At 35.0% G+C, this 14864-nt stretch carries 13 protein-coding genes and 3 tRNA genes; 9 read left to right on the top strand and 7 right to left on the bottom strand.

Annotated features, from left to right (window positions below; all coding sequences use genetic code 11):
* The 4 genes from AC07XN_RS18240 to AC07XN_RS18255 all read right to left on the bottom strand — a co-directional run.
* Positions 1-994: hypothetical protein (locus tag AC07XN_RS18240; protein WP_494744093.1), on the bottom strand; the 994-nt coding region annotated here is incomplete at its 3' end.
* 84 nt (positions 995-1078) lie between these two features.
* Positions 1079-1152, bottom strand: a tRNA-Arg gene (locus tag AC07XN_RS18245).
* A gap of 96 nt (positions 1153-1248) precedes the next feature.
* Positions 1249-1322 (bottom strand) — tRNA-Pro (locus AC07XN_RS18250).
* A 35-nt stretch (positions 1323-1357) separates the two neighbouring features.
* Positions 1358-1445: transfer RNA gene (locus AC07XN_RS18255), tRNA-Ser, on the bottom strand.
* Between the two features lie 314 nt (positions 1446-1759).
* Here AC07XN_RS18255 and AC07XN_RS18260 point away from each other — a divergent pair.
* The 3 genes from AC07XN_RS18260 to AC07XN_RS18270 all read left to right on the top strand — a co-directional run bounded on the left by AC07XN_RS18260 (position 1760) and on the right by AC07XN_RS18270 (position 4837).
* Entirely contained in the window at positions 1760-2515 is a 756-nt protein-coding gene (locus AC07XN_RS18260; protein ID WP_494744094.1) for a putative periplasmic lipoprotein, read from the top strand.
* Positions 2516-2708: 193 nt separating this feature from the next.
* Positions 2709-3923, top strand: coding sequence for a pyridoxal phosphate-dependent aminotransferase (locus tag AC07XN_RS18265; RefSeq protein ID WP_309918900.1), 1215 nt, complete (start codon positions 2709-2711; stop codon positions 3921-3923).
* Between the two features lie 134 nt (positions 3924-4057).
* Complete coding sequence (locus AC07XN_RS18270) at positions 4058-4837, top strand: queuosine precursor transporter (RefSeq protein ID WP_494744095.1); 780 nt, start codon at positions 4058-4060, stop codon at positions 4835-4837.
* A 211-nt stretch (positions 4838-5048) separates the two neighbouring features.
* Here AC07XN_RS18270 and AC07XN_RS18275 read toward each other — a convergent pair whose 3' ends face one another.
* The 3 genes from AC07XN_RS18275 to AC07XN_RS18285 form a co-directional block, all read right to left on the bottom strand.
* Entirely contained in the window at positions 5049-5777 is a 729-nt protein-coding gene (locus AC07XN_RS18275; protein ID WP_309918894.1) for an esterase family protein, read from the bottom strand.
* 111 nt (positions 5778-5888) lie between these two features.
* The gene (locus tag AC07XN_RS18280) at positions 5889-6494 is read right to left on the bottom strand and encodes a GDSL-type esterase/lipase family protein (protein WP_494744096.1); all 606 of its coding nucleotides are present in this window, start codon (positions 6492-6494) and stop codon (positions 5889-5891) included.
* Between the two features lie 170 nt (positions 6495-6664).
* Positions 6665-7402, bottom strand: coding sequence for a TrmH family RNA methyltransferase (locus tag AC07XN_RS18285; RefSeq protein ID WP_494744097.1), 738 nt, complete (start codon positions 7400-7402; stop codon positions 6665-6667).
* 50 nt (positions 7403-7452) lie between these two features.
* On the opposite strand from AC07XN_RS18285, the gene tamL reads away from it, so the two are divergent.
* The 6 genes from tamL to secG all read left to right on the top strand — a co-directional run bounded on the left by tamL (position 7453) and on the right by secG (position 14811).
* Positions 7453-9918 (top strand): translocation and assembly module lipoprotein TamL, encoded by a 2466-nt coding sequence (gene tamL, locus AC07XN_RS18290; RefSeq protein WP_494744098.1) that lies wholly within the window; start codon positions 7453-7455, stop codon positions 9916-9918.
* Between the two features lie 144 nt (positions 9919-10062).
* Positions 10063-11478, top strand: coding sequence for a tRNA (N6-isopentenyl adenosine(37)-C2)-methylthiotransferase MiaB (gene miaB, locus AC07XN_RS18295; RefSeq protein ID WP_494744099.1), 1416 nt, complete (start codon positions 10063-10065; stop codon positions 11476-11478).
* Between the two features lie 52 nt (positions 11479-11530).
* Positions 11531-12862, top strand: a complete 1332-nt coding sequence (locus AC07XN_RS18300; protein ID WP_309918879.1) for a sigma-54 interaction domain-containing protein — start codon at positions 11531-11533, stop codon at positions 12860-12862.
* On the top strand, positions 12843-13382 hold the full coding sequence (gene lptE, locus AC07XN_RS18305; protein ID WP_309918874.1) for an LptE family protein: 540 nt from the start codon (positions 12843-12845) through the stop codon (positions 13380-13382). The genes AC07XN_RS18300 and lptE overlap by 20 nt, the downstream gene beginning before the upstream one ends.
* Before the next feature lie 292 nt (positions 13383-13674).
* On the top strand, positions 13675-14382 hold the full coding sequence (locus AC07XN_RS18310; protein ID WP_309918871.1) for a DUF8458 domain-containing protein: 708 nt from the start codon (positions 13675-13677) through the stop codon (positions 14380-14382).
* A gap of 87 nt (positions 14383-14469) precedes the next feature.
* Positions 14470-14811 (top strand): preprotein translocase subunit SecG, encoded by a 342-nt coding sequence (gene secG, locus AC07XN_RS18315; protein WP_323250464.1) that lies wholly within the window; start codon positions 14470-14472, stop codon positions 14809-14811.
* Positions 14812-14864: the final 53 nt, after the last annotated feature.

The following is a 14864-nucleotide window of genomic DNA, read 5'->3' on the forward strand; positions in this document are numbered from 1 at the left end:
ACAATAAATTACCTACATATAAAAGAATAATTATTTTAGAAGGATAAACCTTTAATAAAAACCATGTTCCGATAATAGTACAGATAGTGAAAAACACATTTACTGGACTTGACAAAAAGTCCATAATAAATGAATAGTTAAAATACGTTTGCATCGGGCTTTGGTGCATTTTGATAAAAATTACCCCAAAAAATGACTTCAATATTACAAATGTATCTGTAATGATAAAGGGTATTAACGTAAATACAGCAAATAATATTACTAAAAAATAGTTGCGGTAGGTTCTAAAAGAGATTTTCTGTGCACGTAAATGAACGATTAAACTTCCGATGATAAACGGAGTCATGAATAAAAAAATCAATCGCTGAGCCACAGTAGCAATAAAAAGTATAAATATGGTTGTAGCAATTTGAGGTGTAATTTTTTCTGTAAATAAAATTCTGAGTACTAAGTAAATAAACAAACTCCCTGAAATAGCCTCTGGTCGAATAACAGCCATCGAAACCCAGATTGTTTCTATGCAGATGCATAAAAATACTAGTATAATTTTGGTTTCTTTGGTTAATAAAAAATGTGACGACTTAATAATAAAGCGGATAGTCATAAAAAAGATAATGCCTACTATTACTATTTGTGCTGCACGCTCCCAAAGGATAAATTCTTCACGATGATTCAAATAGTAATATGCATTATCATCAAATACTTTTAAAATATCGGTAAGCTGATGTATCTCTGAAAAATGGGCAATAATATGTATGATACATTGAAAAATAAATAAGAAGTAGGCAATAAAGATACTTGGGATACCTGCCCACTCTAATGTGCGGGGAGTACAACCGTACCAAAGAAAAACGCCAGATTCGCTAATGAAATTTTCGTCGGTAGTATAAGTGACTAATGGCGGCGGAGAAATGATTCCGTAATAAATACTTAATATTGAAAATAACAGCAAAATTACTGTAGCGACAATCAGTAGGTTTTTATAAAGAATCATAGGACTAGTTTGCGTTATCGAAAGTATTTCTTAACAAAAAAAACCGCTTAGAAAGCGAATCTAAGCGGTTTTTTTGTAATTAAGTGATTCCATCAGGATTCGAACCTGAGACCTACTGCTTAGAAGGCAGTTGCTCTATCCAGCTGAGCTATGGAACCGAAAAAAAATGTGTTAATCTGAGATTAATTAAAGTTGAAAATCAAGGAAATGTAATTTTCAAATTTTCAAATCTTCAAACTAACACATTTAAAATGTCGGGGTGGCAGGATTCGAACCTACGACCTCTTGGTCCCAAACCAAGCGCGATACCGGGCTACGCTACACCCCGAAAATATTCCCTTGCTTAAAATTAATACTTCTAAGCGGAGAGTGAGGGATTCGAACCCTCGGTACCCTTGTGAGGTACGGCAGTTTAGCAAACGGCTCCTTTCGGCCTCTCAGGCAACTCTCCTTAACACATTTTGTATCGCTTGTGATACTGTCGTTGTGTTTAGGTGATGCAAAGGTACGCCTATTTTTTTTAATAAAACAAGCCTGTTTGCAAAAAAAATTGAAATAATTTTAACCTTTTATGCTAACTTTCTGATACAGAATTGAGAATCAGAAGGTTATTTACACCCTTATAAGCCTAAAAAATTTTAATATTTTTTTCATTTTCTTACTCTCTCTACAACATTTCTGTAAAAACTCATCTTTGGCAATAGGGGAAAACTTTATTTTGTCTGTCAATGTTCTGTAAATAACATTTAAAATTTTGCTTTAAAAATGAACAAATACCTCATCATACTATTATCTGCCTGTTTATTTATTTCATGTTCATCAGTAAATACCATGAAAATGCGTCCTATCGAACAAGAAAGTATTGTTGACGGAGGCAAAGAAATCGTCAAACAAGAAAATAATGGCGTAAAAATAGTAGCCTCTTATGACGGCCGCTATCAGAAATACATGGTTTTTGATGTAGAACTATTTAATAATACAGACGAGCCCCTGACAATTTCACCAAAAGACTTTACTGCTCTGCCCCTTGATATAAATAAACAACAACTTGTTTCAACCGACGGACAGTATGCTTATAGCTACCAAGCCATAGAACCAGAAGAAGAACTTGGAAAAGTGCGTGAGGAAATGAATTATGAGGAAACTAAAATCAAAAGGGCTAAAACCGTCAATACAGTTTTATTTATTGGGGGAATTATAGCAATGATAGCAAGTTCTTCTAATAAAACTCCAGAAAGAGCTTGGCGAACTGCTAATATTGGTGAAACGATGGTTCAGGTAGCACAAATTAAACGGGTGGTAGACCACGAGCATTATTATTCACGAATGGACAAACTGAGTAATGAACAGCATACGTGGATAAACGAAAACTTTAAAGCTACTACGTTGGCACCGCATACTTCTATCAGAGGAGGAATATTTCTGGAAGCAAACTCACAAGCAAAATTTGTTCAGCTAACTTATACCTCTGACAAATCTAATCTTAGCTTTTTATTTGAACAATGGTTTGAAAAACGGTAAAATAATACAAAAAACATCTTTTCATAAAGGTTTATTGAAACAACTTGGCTTTCAGTAAACCTTTTTTGATTTTCAAGTAAGTGTATTTGCTTATTTTTTATCACCTTTGCAAACTTAAAATTGGAAACCAGACAATTGTAACCTTAATAATTAATTGAATGGTTTTCAATCAACAATGAAACAATAATATTGCATGGAAATCTTAAAAAGTAGTCGCCTTGATTCGCTACGCTACGATATTCGTGGGCCAGTTTACGAAAAAGCTCTTCAACTACAACGTGAAGGCTATAAAATCACTTCGTTGAATATTGGCAATCCGGCGGCATTTGGTTTTGAAACCCCTGAGGAAATTATTCATGACATTATCATGAATATTCGCAACGCACAAGGCTATGCCGATTCTCGAGGACTTTTCGCCGCCAGAAAGGCCGTTATGCAATATTATCAAAGTCGTGGTGTAAAAGGTATTGAAATTGAAGATGTATATATTGGTAATGGTGTAAGCGAACTTATTAGTTTAGTGATGACTGCCCTGTTGAATCCAAATGATGAAATATTGATACCCTCACCTGATTATCCTCTTTGGACAACCTCTGTAGGGCTTGCTGGGGGTACTCCTGTGCATTATGTTTGTGATGAAGCGTCAGACTGGAATCCTGATTTAAAAGATATTGAATCTAAAATCACTAAAAAGACACGTGGCATTGTTTTGATTAATCCGAACAATCCGACTGGGGCTGTTTATGACAAAGAAATTGTAGAGGGAATTGTTCGATTGGCAGAAAAACATAAACTTATTGTTTTTGCTGATGAGATTTACGACAAAATCCTTTTTGATGGCACTATCCATCATTCTACTGCGGGAATGTCTGAAGATACTTTGATTGTAACAATGGGCGGAATGTCTAAAAATTACCGTGCTGCTGGTTTTCGTGGTGGTTGGATGATTCTGACAGGTGCAAAACATAAGGCAAAATCGTATGTGGAAGGCCTTACCTTCTTGGCTTCTATGCGTTTGTGTGCCAATGTGATTACGCAATATGGTATTCAAACTGCTTTAGGAGGCTATCAATCTATTAATGATTTGGTGATTCCTACTGGTAGGTTATACAAGCAAATGAATTTGGCATATGAAAAACTAATTTCCATTCCAGGCATTAGTTGTGTGCGTCCAAAGGGAGCCATGTATCTATTTCCTAAAATAGATTTAAAACAATTCGATTTCAAAAATGATGGTGATTTCGTATTGAGTTTGTTAGAAGACCAACGCATTTTGGTAGTAGGTGGACGTGGTTTTAACTTTAAAGAACCTGACCATTTCCGCATTGTCTTTTTACCACATTTGGAACAACTTGAAATAGCGATGAACAAAATTGCACTTCATTTTGAAAATCACCGTAAAAAGTAATGTTGTGGAAGTAGATTCCCAACAATTTTTGACATAATTTGTTATCTTCGTAAAGAGGTTAGGTGCTTCAAACATCTAGCCTCTTTTTGTATTAAAGGCTATCAATATTAAAAAAAATATTCATTCGTATCAAAATGAACTCTAAAACACCCGTCCTTAGCTCTAAGAGAAACAAACTATTTATTTTCCTTTTTGGTATTTTCCTGACCAATGCTATCGTAGCAGAAATTATAGGGGTAAAAATATTTTCAGTAGAAGCTACTTTTGGTTTTCAACCACTTCATTTACAAACCTTTTTGGGCACATGGGATATTAATCAAACAGCGGGCGCATTAAACTGGCCTTTTGTTTTTATTACTTCTGATATTATCAATGAATATTTCGGGAAAAGAGGCGTAAAGCGTGTATCGTATTTGGCTGCTGGTTTTATAGCCTATAGTTTCATTATCATTTATGGAGCTACGCTGCTCTCTCCTGCTCCTTTTTGGCTTGATGTAAATAAAGGCAACGATAATTTTAATATTGATTATGCCTTTGGGAAAATTTTCAGACAAGGGCTGGGAATTATTACTGGCTCGCTGACGGCATTTTTGATTAGTCAATTGTTAGATGCTTATATTTTCCATGCGATTAGAAAAGTAACGGATGGCAAAAAAATCTGGCTTCGTGCTACAGGCTCAACGCTGGTGTCTCAATTGATTGATAGTTTTGTAGTAATCGGTATTGCTTTTGTGTTGTTTGGGAACTGGAGTATAGAACAATGGCTTTCTACTTCTTTAAATACCTATTTGTATAAATTCATTGTGGCTATTTTATTAACCCCATTGATTTATCTAGCGCATACTTTAATTGATCAATATTTGGGAGATGATTTAACGGATAGATTACAAGACCAAGCAGCACATCAGGAGTAGATGGAAGATATTAGATAATAGACGCTAGATGAAAGACTTTAAGACGCTAGACTTGAGGATATATGGATAAGTAAAATGTGAGACTTTAGATACAAAATATTATTGAAGTAAAATCTTGCTTCTAGCATCTAAAGTCTAAGTATATTTTAGTCCTAATATCTTCAATTCTAGTGTCTTATAATCTAGCGTCTTATGTCTTATAGTCTAAAATCTACAAATACAATTGCACCATTTTTCGCCAATATTTTGCTTTATGTGCTTCCTCATCCCATATATACAATTTGTTCACAATTCCTTTTCTCCACAAAATATCGCTGAAGTATTTGTTGTTTTCAAGAAAGGCATCATCTTGACCAATGGCTAAAATAAACTCCATTCGTCTCAATTCAGTGAGTATTTTTTCATCATTTAGATTCGGAATAAATTGAACAGGATTGTTGTAGTAAATATTTTCGTCGTGATAGCCATCAAATAAATCTTTGAAAACTCCCACCTGCCATGTTAGGTCAAAACGGCCACTCATTCCTACAACCCTTGTAAAAAACTGAGGGTACTTTGTCGCCACATTCATGGCATGATAAGCCCCTAAGCTACAGCCTGCCGAAATCATGGTCATGTCTGGATTGAGCTCCCGTGTAAAAGGTAATACTTCCTTAATGATGTAGTCTTCGTATTGCATGTGCCTTTGAATACGATAACTCGGCGAACTTTCTGAACTATAAAGACTTTCAGCATCTACACTATCTACACAAAAGATTTGTAAATAACCTGCTTCAATTTTATCCTTAATAGCATCAATCACACGCCAATCTTCATAATCATAAAAACGAGCACCCCGTGTTGGAAAAAACAAAACCCTTGCCCCTGCATGACCAAAGACTAGCATTTCCATATCTTTTTGTAAATAATTACTAAACCATTTATGATATTGTCTTTTCATTATTTTCTAAAATTTAGGTTTAGAAATTATATTTGATTCAGAAGGATTATATGATAATATATTGATAGTCATAAGGAATAAATGATGTGATGGTCAGAATTCATTATTTTCTTATTGTAAAACAAGCGCTGAAAGATGTTCAACTAGCTTATCTCTGAGGATATCATGCCCCATCTTATTGAAATGTAATCCATCTGACTGAAAGAATTTTGAATCAGGGCGATGATTATCATCCAAATATTGGTCGTAAATATCTATGTAGTAAAGCTGGTCTCCTCGTTTTTTGATTTCTTTCTCAATAATCATATTTGTATATTTTACCTGATCATTCAAATACCAACGTTGTGGGCTAGGCTTAATCGATACATAAGTACAATCAATGGTTCCATAACGTTTTTGAATGACATCAAATAATTGAAAAAGAAAAAGATATATTTCTTCAGGATGGCGATTATTACTTAAATCATTATCACCAGCATAAATAATAACAGAATTAATTTCATTAAATTCAGCAAAGATTCTCTCAAAATACCAAGCACATGCAGCCAATGTTGACCCCCCGAAACCTAAATTAACAGGAGAAAAATCTTTGAAATCTTGATATAAACTTTCCCATAGCGTAATCGTTGAGCTTCCATAAAAAGCCGTTTTAGGTTGATATGGTAATTTCGAACGCTCCTGCTCTAATCTTTTTACTTCGTCTTCGTACCAAAACATAGCCTTAAAGTTTATATAAATGCAAAAAAAACAAAAATGATTTTTTTCGTGGTTAGTAAATAATTAATAAATCGTTACGTATTCTATCATCCTTTAAATTTAAATAAAATATTGAAAATCAACCGATTAAACTATATAAATTCATAAAAAAACCTCTGATTTTAATATTTCTATCGTCTAAGATTATCACAAATAACGGCGGTTGCTATTCCTGCATTCAAAGACTCCGCTCCACCAAAGCGTGGAATGGTGATTTTATCAGTCACCAAGCGTTCTACTTCAGCCGAAATACCATTAGCTTCGTTGCCAATAATAATATAACCAGCCTCCGCAAATTGTGTGGTATGAACATTAGCCGAATTCAAAAAAGTACCATATACTTTTAAAGAATTATTACTCAGATAACTTACTAAATCTGTATAATAAATACCTACTCTGGTAAATGACCCCATCGTCGAGGATATTACCTTAGGGCCATAAAAATCAACTGTTTCTTTAGAGCAAACAATCTTTGTGATACCATACCAATCAGCCACACGGACAATCGTCCCGAGATTGCCGGGGTCACGGATATCATCCAAGATTAATACATATTCATTTGCCTGGGCAAATAATTCTAGATTCCCCTTCGTTTTGACAGTAGCCAAGGCGGCATTGTTGGAGCTGAACGAACCTACTCGCTCTAATTCGGTCTGACTAACAATTTCTGCACGAAGTGGTTGTTTCTCTAAAAGGCTTTCGTTTTCTTTGTAGAAATCATCGGTAACAAAAAGTGATTCTACTTCAAAATCAGATTGAATAAGTTCGAGTACGCTTTTTGCTCCTTCTACAATAAAAGATTGATGCTCTTGTCTAAACTTTTTTTGTTGCAGAGAATTAATGTATTTAATTTGATTTTTTGATAGCATCAGTCTAAAAATTATTGATTATTTATAAAATCTATTTATCGTTATTATCCTTGAAAAAAACGCTTTTCCATATCTCATTATTTTCGTTAATCATCTATTTATCAGGATGTTCACCAAAAGGTACTTTTACGGAACCTTTGTTGTATTCACAGACTTTTAAAGGAAACAAAATTGTTACTACCGAAAAACTAGAAGCATTACTCCCTCAAAGACCTAACAAAAGAATCCTTAAAACTCCCCTTACCCTTGGTCTGTATTTTCATCAGCTTTTTGCCCAAAATTACCCTAAACAGAAAATAAAATGGCAAAACGAACTAACAAAGTTAAACGAGGATTTCGACCGTGAGGCAAATAAGATAGATAATAATTCAGTAGAGTTTTTACAATTATCAAAAAAGAAGGAAAGTAAAGCACAAAAACTCACCAAAAAAATCAATGAAGGAAACTGGGGTATGCGTACTTTTGGCGAGCCTCCTTCTTATTTTTATGAAGAAGACGCCAAAAAAAATGTTGAAAAAGTAAAAACTTATTACAAAAACCACGGTTTTTTCAACTATTCGGTGAGTTATAAGGCGGATAGTCTTTTCTTTAAGAAAAGAAGCATTGCGGTTACTTATTTGGTAAACGAAGGAAACTATTATCCTTTTTACAGAACAGATTCGTTGGTTACACCCGACAAAGCGATTTATGCTATTTTGAAGGAAAATCAAAAACAAAGTCTGTTGAAAAATGGAAATCGCCTTGAAGTAGAAACCTATAATGCTGAAAAAGCCAGAATAGAGGAATTGTTAAAAAATAATGGATATTACCATTTCACAAAAGATAATATAAGCATTAGAATCAATGATTTGGATACGGCCATTACCAAAGGAATAGCGGCTATTACGTTTATTCCAAATCCAGACCGCCCTCCTCAAAATCTGAATTATAATAAATCTTATCTCTTAAACAAGGTAACTTTTATTTCTGATGGTACGTCTCCGAATATTCCCAATTCAAAAGTCGATACCGTCGTTTTTAATAATATCAAGTATCTGTTTGTAAATAAAAGATTCTCTGAAAAACTTTTAGATACCAAAATAGACATTCGCCCGAATGAACACTACAGCCTTCAAAAGGTATTGTTGACTCAGAAGAAATTATATGGGCTTGATCAGTTTCAGTTTACCAGAGTAAACTTTGATACAACAAAAGGCGTATTGGACGCCACCATTTATGCCAAACCATTAGATAAATACCAATTTACGGCAGAAACAGGCGGCAGTATTTATAAATTGGTGCTAGGCCCATTCTTTAATACATCATTCAAATTAAGGAATCTTAGAGGAAGTGCTAGCTCATTAGAAACCAATTTTCGTTTCGGTTTTGAGGCACAAGCTGGTTTTATTCGTCCTGATATTGTAAGTAGAAATCTAGAATTAGGGTTTAACTCATCGATTATCATTCCTAAAATATTAGCCCCTAATTTTATAGCCCAACGCTTGAACGACTATACGCCACAAACTCGTTTAGGGGGTGGTGTAGAATTTGTTGGAAGACAAGAATACAACCGACTAAATTTCAAAATCAATGAAACGTATTTATGGCGCCCTTCGCCTAATAAGTTTTGGCAGGTTTCACTGATTGACTTAAACTTACTCTCTACTTCGTATCCGAATAATCAGCAGGCTCGGGATTTTAAAAACTTTTTGGATAGCCTTCAACGATATGCAGGTAACAATTTAGGACGAAGTTTTAATAAATCTTTTGTATCGAGTATCAGTGCTTCTTATACTTATACCGATAATCCTTATGGACAAATTACCAAAGGTAATTACATAAGACTATTGTTAGAGTCTGGTGGAACTACACTTAATTTTTTCCCAAAGGGCAAAATAGGTTTTGTTTCTGATATTTTTGGAGATAGTTTACAGTTTTACAGGTTCTTGAAAATCAACGTCGATTATCGCAAATACATCACCCTTAACCCTACAGGAAACTCTATCTTCGTTTATAAAGTCAACACGGGGCTAGCATATGCTTATGGTACAGAAAGGGGGCTTCCTTATGAAAAAAACTTTTTTGTGGGTGGTCCAAACAGCTTGCGTGCTTGGAAACCTAGAGGTTTAGGACCAGGGTCTGCACAGGGAAATTTTGACCAACCCGGTAGTATTTTGCTAGAAGCCAGTGCTGAGTATCGTTTTAAAATTTTAAGATTTTATGGCGATTACAATATCAATGGAGCTTTTTTTGTTGATGCGGGTAACGTTTGGCGCTTTAAAGGGCAAAATACCGAAGGGGTTTCAGGAAGTGATTTTCAGTTTAATAGATTTTACAAAGAAATTGCGGTAGGTACAGGTTTTGGTATCCGTGTCGATTTATCATTTTTTGTATTACGCCTAGACTGGGCGGTAAGAATGCTTGACCCTTCCTTACCTGAAAACAATCGCTGGGTTTTGTTTAAACCAAGCGAGAAATTGCCTTCAACGTATCGAAATCCGTTGGTTTTAAACTTTGGAATTGGTTATCCTTTTTAATTATAACAATTTACTGACATTCTGTCAGACATAACAATATTTCTTCGTAATTTTGCCCTTCATTACAGATTGTGATTCCATTAGTCCAAAAATAATATTCACGTTTGCTTAATCATTTTTAGCAAAGCTTGTGAACAAAAAGATATGAGAAATTTAGAAATACTTACTGAAGAAGATAAAGAAACCCTTGATCTTCCACGCACTACCATTGATGAAATAGGAAAACAGAACAAAAAAAAGCTTTATATTGAAAGTTACGGTTGCCAAATGAATTTCTCAGATAGCGAAATTGTAACGTCAATTCTTCAAGAAAATGGTTATGCAACTACCTCTCAGTTTGAAGAAGCGGATGTAATTCTAGTAAATACTTGTGCTATTCGTGAAAATGCTGAACAAAAAGTAAGAAATCGTTTAAAGAATTTCACGCACATCAAAAGAAAACGCCCTAACCTAGTAGTAGGTGTATTGGGTTGTATGGCTGAACGCCTCAAAACGAAGTTTTTGGAAGAAGAAAAAATAGTTGATATCGTAGCTGGTCCAGATTCTTATCGTGATTTGCCCAATTTATTTGAAGAAGTGGAAGAAGGCAACAAAGCCATCAATGTTTTCTTATCAAAAGAAGAAACTTATGCTGATATTTCGCCTGTTCGTTTGAACTCAAACGGAGTAACAGCCTTTGTCTCTATCATGCGTGGTTGCGATAATATGTGTTCTTTCTGTGTGGTACCCTTTACGCGTGGTCGCGAGCGTTCACGTGATGTGTATTCTATCTTGAAAGAATGTCAAGATTTGCTAGACAATGGTTATAAAGAAGTAACATTATTGGGACAAAATGTAGATTCATACAAATGGGCTTCTGCCGATGGTAGTGAAACAGTAAACTTTGCTCAATTATTAGAAAGAGTAGCCTTAATCAATCCATTACTAAGAGTACGTTTTTCTACTTCACATCCAAAAGATATTACCGATGAGGTACTTTACACGATGAAAAAGTATGAAAACATTTGTAATTATATTCACTTACCAGCACAAAGTGGCAGTAGTAGAATATTGAAATTGATGAACCGTACTTACGACCGTGCTTGGTATATCAATCGTGTAGATAAAATTCGTGAAATATTAGGAGAAGAATGTGGTATTTCACAAGATATTATCGCAGGTTTTTGTTCGGAAACAGAGGAGGAACACCAAGAAACGCTTTCGCTGATAGAATACGTTCGTTATGACTACGGTTATATGTTTTCTTATTCAGAGCGTCCGGGTACGCCTGCTGCTAAAAAATTAGTAGATGATATTCCAGAAGATGTAAAACAAAGACGTCTGGCTGAAATCATCGCTCTTCAACGCCAGATTTCACTTGAACGCAACCAGATGTCGGTAGGTACTATTCAAAAAGTATTGATTGAAGGTGACTCGAAACGTTCTGAAGATTTCTTACAAGGACGCAACGACCAAAATAAAATGGTGATTTTACCAAAAGGCAATCACAAAAAAGGTGATTATGTCAATGTAAAAATCACTTCTTGTTCGTCGGCTACTTTGTTTGGAGATGTAGTGTAATGAAAATATCTGAGAACGATACATTTCATTTACACCCAAAACTCATTCAAATATGCAAACTACCGAATTACAATCGATAAAAGCCCGATTTGGTATCATCGGCAATTCGCCAGCATTAAACCATGCCATAGAGGTAGCGTCGCAGGTGGCACCAACCGATATGACTGTGCTGATTACAGGTGAGAGCGGTTCTGGGAAGGAATCATTTTCTAAGATAATTCATAATTTATCTGCCCGTAAACATGGACAATTTATTGCCTTAAACTGTGGGGCTATTCCAGAAGGCACCATCGATTCAGAGCTTTTTGGTCATGAAAAAGGAGCGTTTACTGGAGCTATTGATGCCCGAAAAGGATATTTTGAAGTAACTGATGGCGGTACTATTTTCTTGGATGAAATCGCTGAAATGCCATTGGGTACACAAGCACGCTTGCTGAGGGTGCTTGAAAACGGGGAGTTTATCAGAGTAGGTTCATCGAAAGTTCAGAAAACAAATGTACGTGTAGTAGCTGCTACCAACATCAATTTGATGACTGCCGTAGAACGTGGAAAATTCAGAGAAGACTTGTACTATCGTTTGAATACTGTACCCATTTTTGTGCCGCCTTTGCGTGACAGAGGAATGGATATTGAATTGTTGTTCAGAAAATTCAGTAGCGATTTTGCCGAAAAATATAGAATCAAACCGATTCAACTTACCTCTGATGCGCAGCAAATTTTGTTAACTCAACGTTTCCCAGGTAATATCAGACAACTTAAAAACCTTGCTGAACAAATATCAATTCTTGAAACAGATGATAGAACCGTGGATGGCGAAAAGCTAGCACATTATCTTCAGATGAACAACGGCAAGATGATGGGGAATAATGGTTTGGTTAGACGAGATTTTGAAGCCCAACAAAATGATAATTTCACAGAAAGAGAGTTGTTGTATAAGATTCTCTTTGATATGCGTAAGGATGTTACTGAATTAAAAAAGATGTTTTTAGAGGTGCTTCAAAATGGTGAAGTGAGTCCTGATATACTAAAACAAAATGAAAGCCTTTTTCAGAATATCGACAAAGAGCGTTCTTTCCCTTATCAGCCCGATTTTGCAACGCCTAGAACATTGCCATCGGTCAATAATTTTTCGAACAATCAGCCCGATAACGAATTAACAATTATTAACTTAGGAAATAACAATCCTGAGAATAAAAATGCGTTCATAGACGTTACCCATGAAGCCGAGGAGGTATCTTTTTCACTTGAAAAACAAGAAAAAGATATGATTATCAAGGCTTTACAGAAAAATAAAAACAAGCGTAAATATGCCGCACAAGATTTGGGAATTTCAGAAAGAACATTGTACCGAAAAATCAAACAATATGACATCGAAGAAGAGTAAACTATATTTTTCAAAGGCCTTCTCGAAAATCAGTATCGTAGCACTTTTATCATTAAGCATTGTGTTACTGAGTGGTTGTTATTCTTTTAAAGGTAACAGTATTGACCCTACTTTAAAAACGATTCAAATTCAAAACTTTGCCTTTCAAACGGCTGGTGGTCCTGCCAATTTGAGTTTGACTTTCAACGAAAAAATCAAAGAGTATTTTCAACGAAATACTTCTTTGAAAATGACAAATGCTAATCCTGACTTGATGTTTGAAGGAGCTATCACAGGCTTTGAAGTAGAAGCACAAGCACCTACTGCCAATGATAAAGGGGGATTAAACAGATTGACTATTAGAATTCAAGTGAAGTTTACTAATGCAAAGGATGAAAACAAAAACTATGACCAAGAGTTTTCGTTTTATCAAGACTTTCCGCAAACGCAAACAATTACGGCTGTTCAGGGAACTTTAATCCCAAAGATTCTTGACCAGATTGTACTAGATATTTTTAATAAAACCGCAGGGGAATGGTAGGTTTAGGCGTTGGACTATAGGACTTTAAGATTGTTGGACTGTAGAACTTAAAGACGCTAGATACTTGACTTCAGACGCTAGATGTTAGACTTAAAGGCTTTAGGTATAAGATTTATCGACTGTAGGCTTTTTTTGACTCTTTGATTGTAGGGTCATAATAAGCCAGTCTTCATATAAACTTAAACTCCTATAGTCAAAATTCCAATAATCCTAAAGTCCTAAAATATAGTGTCTAACGTCCTACAGTCTAAAGTCCTAAAGTCTAAAAACCCCCAAGTCTTAAAAAAGAAAAATGACCAAAGAAACCTTTACATATCTTGTTGCCAATCCGTCTGAGGTTTCAGCACTTGAAATTAATGGACTTGAAGAAACCATTAAGAATTATCCTTATTGCCAGCTTGCCTATACATTATTAGCTAAAGCTTATGACGACAATGATGTTGAGAAACAAGCGAAACTGAGAAAAGCTGCTGCTTATACCATTAGCAGAAATGCCCTACGTCGTATTATGAATGGTACTTTTGTGAACCATTCAAATGTACCTACTATTACTAAATTTGATTCAGATTATATCCGCAAACTGGAAAATATTATTGAAGCAAAAGAAGACGAGGAAAAACGCAAACAACAAGAGTATCAGCAAGAAGTGCTTTCAGACAAAGAATTTTTGAGTTATTCGACCGTTGCTGAAGACATATTGCTAAATGAAATTGCTCAGAAACAACAATTACAAAACAGCATTATTGATAGCTTCTTATTGAAAGACCCGGGGCTGATAAGATCAAGTAAAAGTCAATTAGAAGCAATGGGTAAACAGGAAGATTTATCATCGAATAGTGTAAAGCTAGATAAAGGCATAATTACAGAGAGCTATGCAAAAATTCTGACGATGCAAGGTAGAAAAGAAAAAGCAATAGGAGTTTATGAGAAATTAATTTTGAAATTCCCAGAAAAAAAGGCGTACTTTGCATCCAAAATTCAGGAGCTATCAGAATTTTAAATTTACAGGAATCATTTAAGCCTTGTAATCTCGTTTAAAAGCATAAAAACAATATTTAGAATTTCAAATTTTCAAATTAAATAAAAGATGTTCGGAGCAATTATCGTAGTTATTTGCATCATTGCAGTGTTATTAGTATTTGTAGTATTAGTTCAAAACCCTAAAGGTGGTGGTTTATCTGGAGAATTCGGAACTGCTGGTGCAAGCCAGATGTTTGGTGTTCAACGTACAGGAGACCTTTTGGAACAAATTACTTGGGGAGGTGCCATTTCTATTGCACTATTGGTTTTGGCTACAAAATTCATTACTCCTACAGAAAGTACTGAAGCTTATAAATCAGTAAACACTGAAGCAGCTTCTAAAAAAGCAGGTATTCCAGCAGCAGCACCTGCATTAGGAACAAACCCAACTGATACTTCAAAAAAATAATATTATAGTTACGAACTAAAAAGGGGAAATTCAGCTGAATTTCCCCTTTTTAG

The organism is Arcicella sp. GW458-12-2-14-TSB2 (assembly GCF_059423785.1).

Bases quoted from the DNA above. Each gene is read 5' to 3' on its own strand.
- AC07XN_RS18275 (WP_309918894.1), bottom strand. From the start codon at position 5,777: ATGAAAAGACAATATCATAAATGGTTTAGTAATTATTTACAAAAAGAT.
- AC07XN_RS18280 (WP_494744096.1), bottom strand. From the start codon at position 6,494: ATGTTTTGGTACGAAGACGAAGTAAAAAGATTAGAGCAGGAGCGTTCG.
- secG (WP_323250464.1), top strand. From the start codon at position 14,470: ATGTTCGGAGCAATTATCGTAGTTATTTGCATCATTGCAGTGTTATTA.
- AC07XN_RS18285 (WP_494744097.1), bottom strand. From the start codon at position 7,402: ATGCTATCAAAAAATCAAATTAAATACATTAATTCTCTGCAACAAAAA.
- miaB (WP_494744099.1), top strand. From the start codon at position 10,063: ATGAGAAATTTAGAAATACTTACTGAAGAAGATAAAGAAACCCTTGAT.
- lptE (WP_309918874.1), top strand. From the start codon at position 12,843: ATGACATCGAAGAAGAGTAAACTATATTTTTCAAAGGCCTTCTCGAAA.
- AC07XN_RS18310 (WP_309918871.1), top strand. From the start codon at position 13,675: ATGACCAAAGAAACCTTTACATATCTTGTTGCCAATCCGTCTGAGGTT.
- AC07XN_RS18260 (WP_494744094.1), top strand. From the start codon at position 1,760: ATGAACAAATACCTCATCATACTATTATCTGCCTGTTTATTTATTTCA.
- AC07XN_RS18300 (WP_309918879.1), top strand. From the start codon at position 11,531: ATGCAAACTACCGAATTACAATCGATAAAAGCCCGATTTGGTATCATC.
- AC07XN_RS18270 (WP_494744095.1), top strand. From the start codon at position 4,058: ATGAACTCTAAAACACCCGTCCTTAGCTCTAAGAGAAACAAACTATTT.
- AC07XN_RS18265 (WP_309918900.1), top strand. From the start codon at position 2,709: ATGGAAATCTTAAAAAGTAGTCGCCTTGATTCGCTACGCTACGATATT.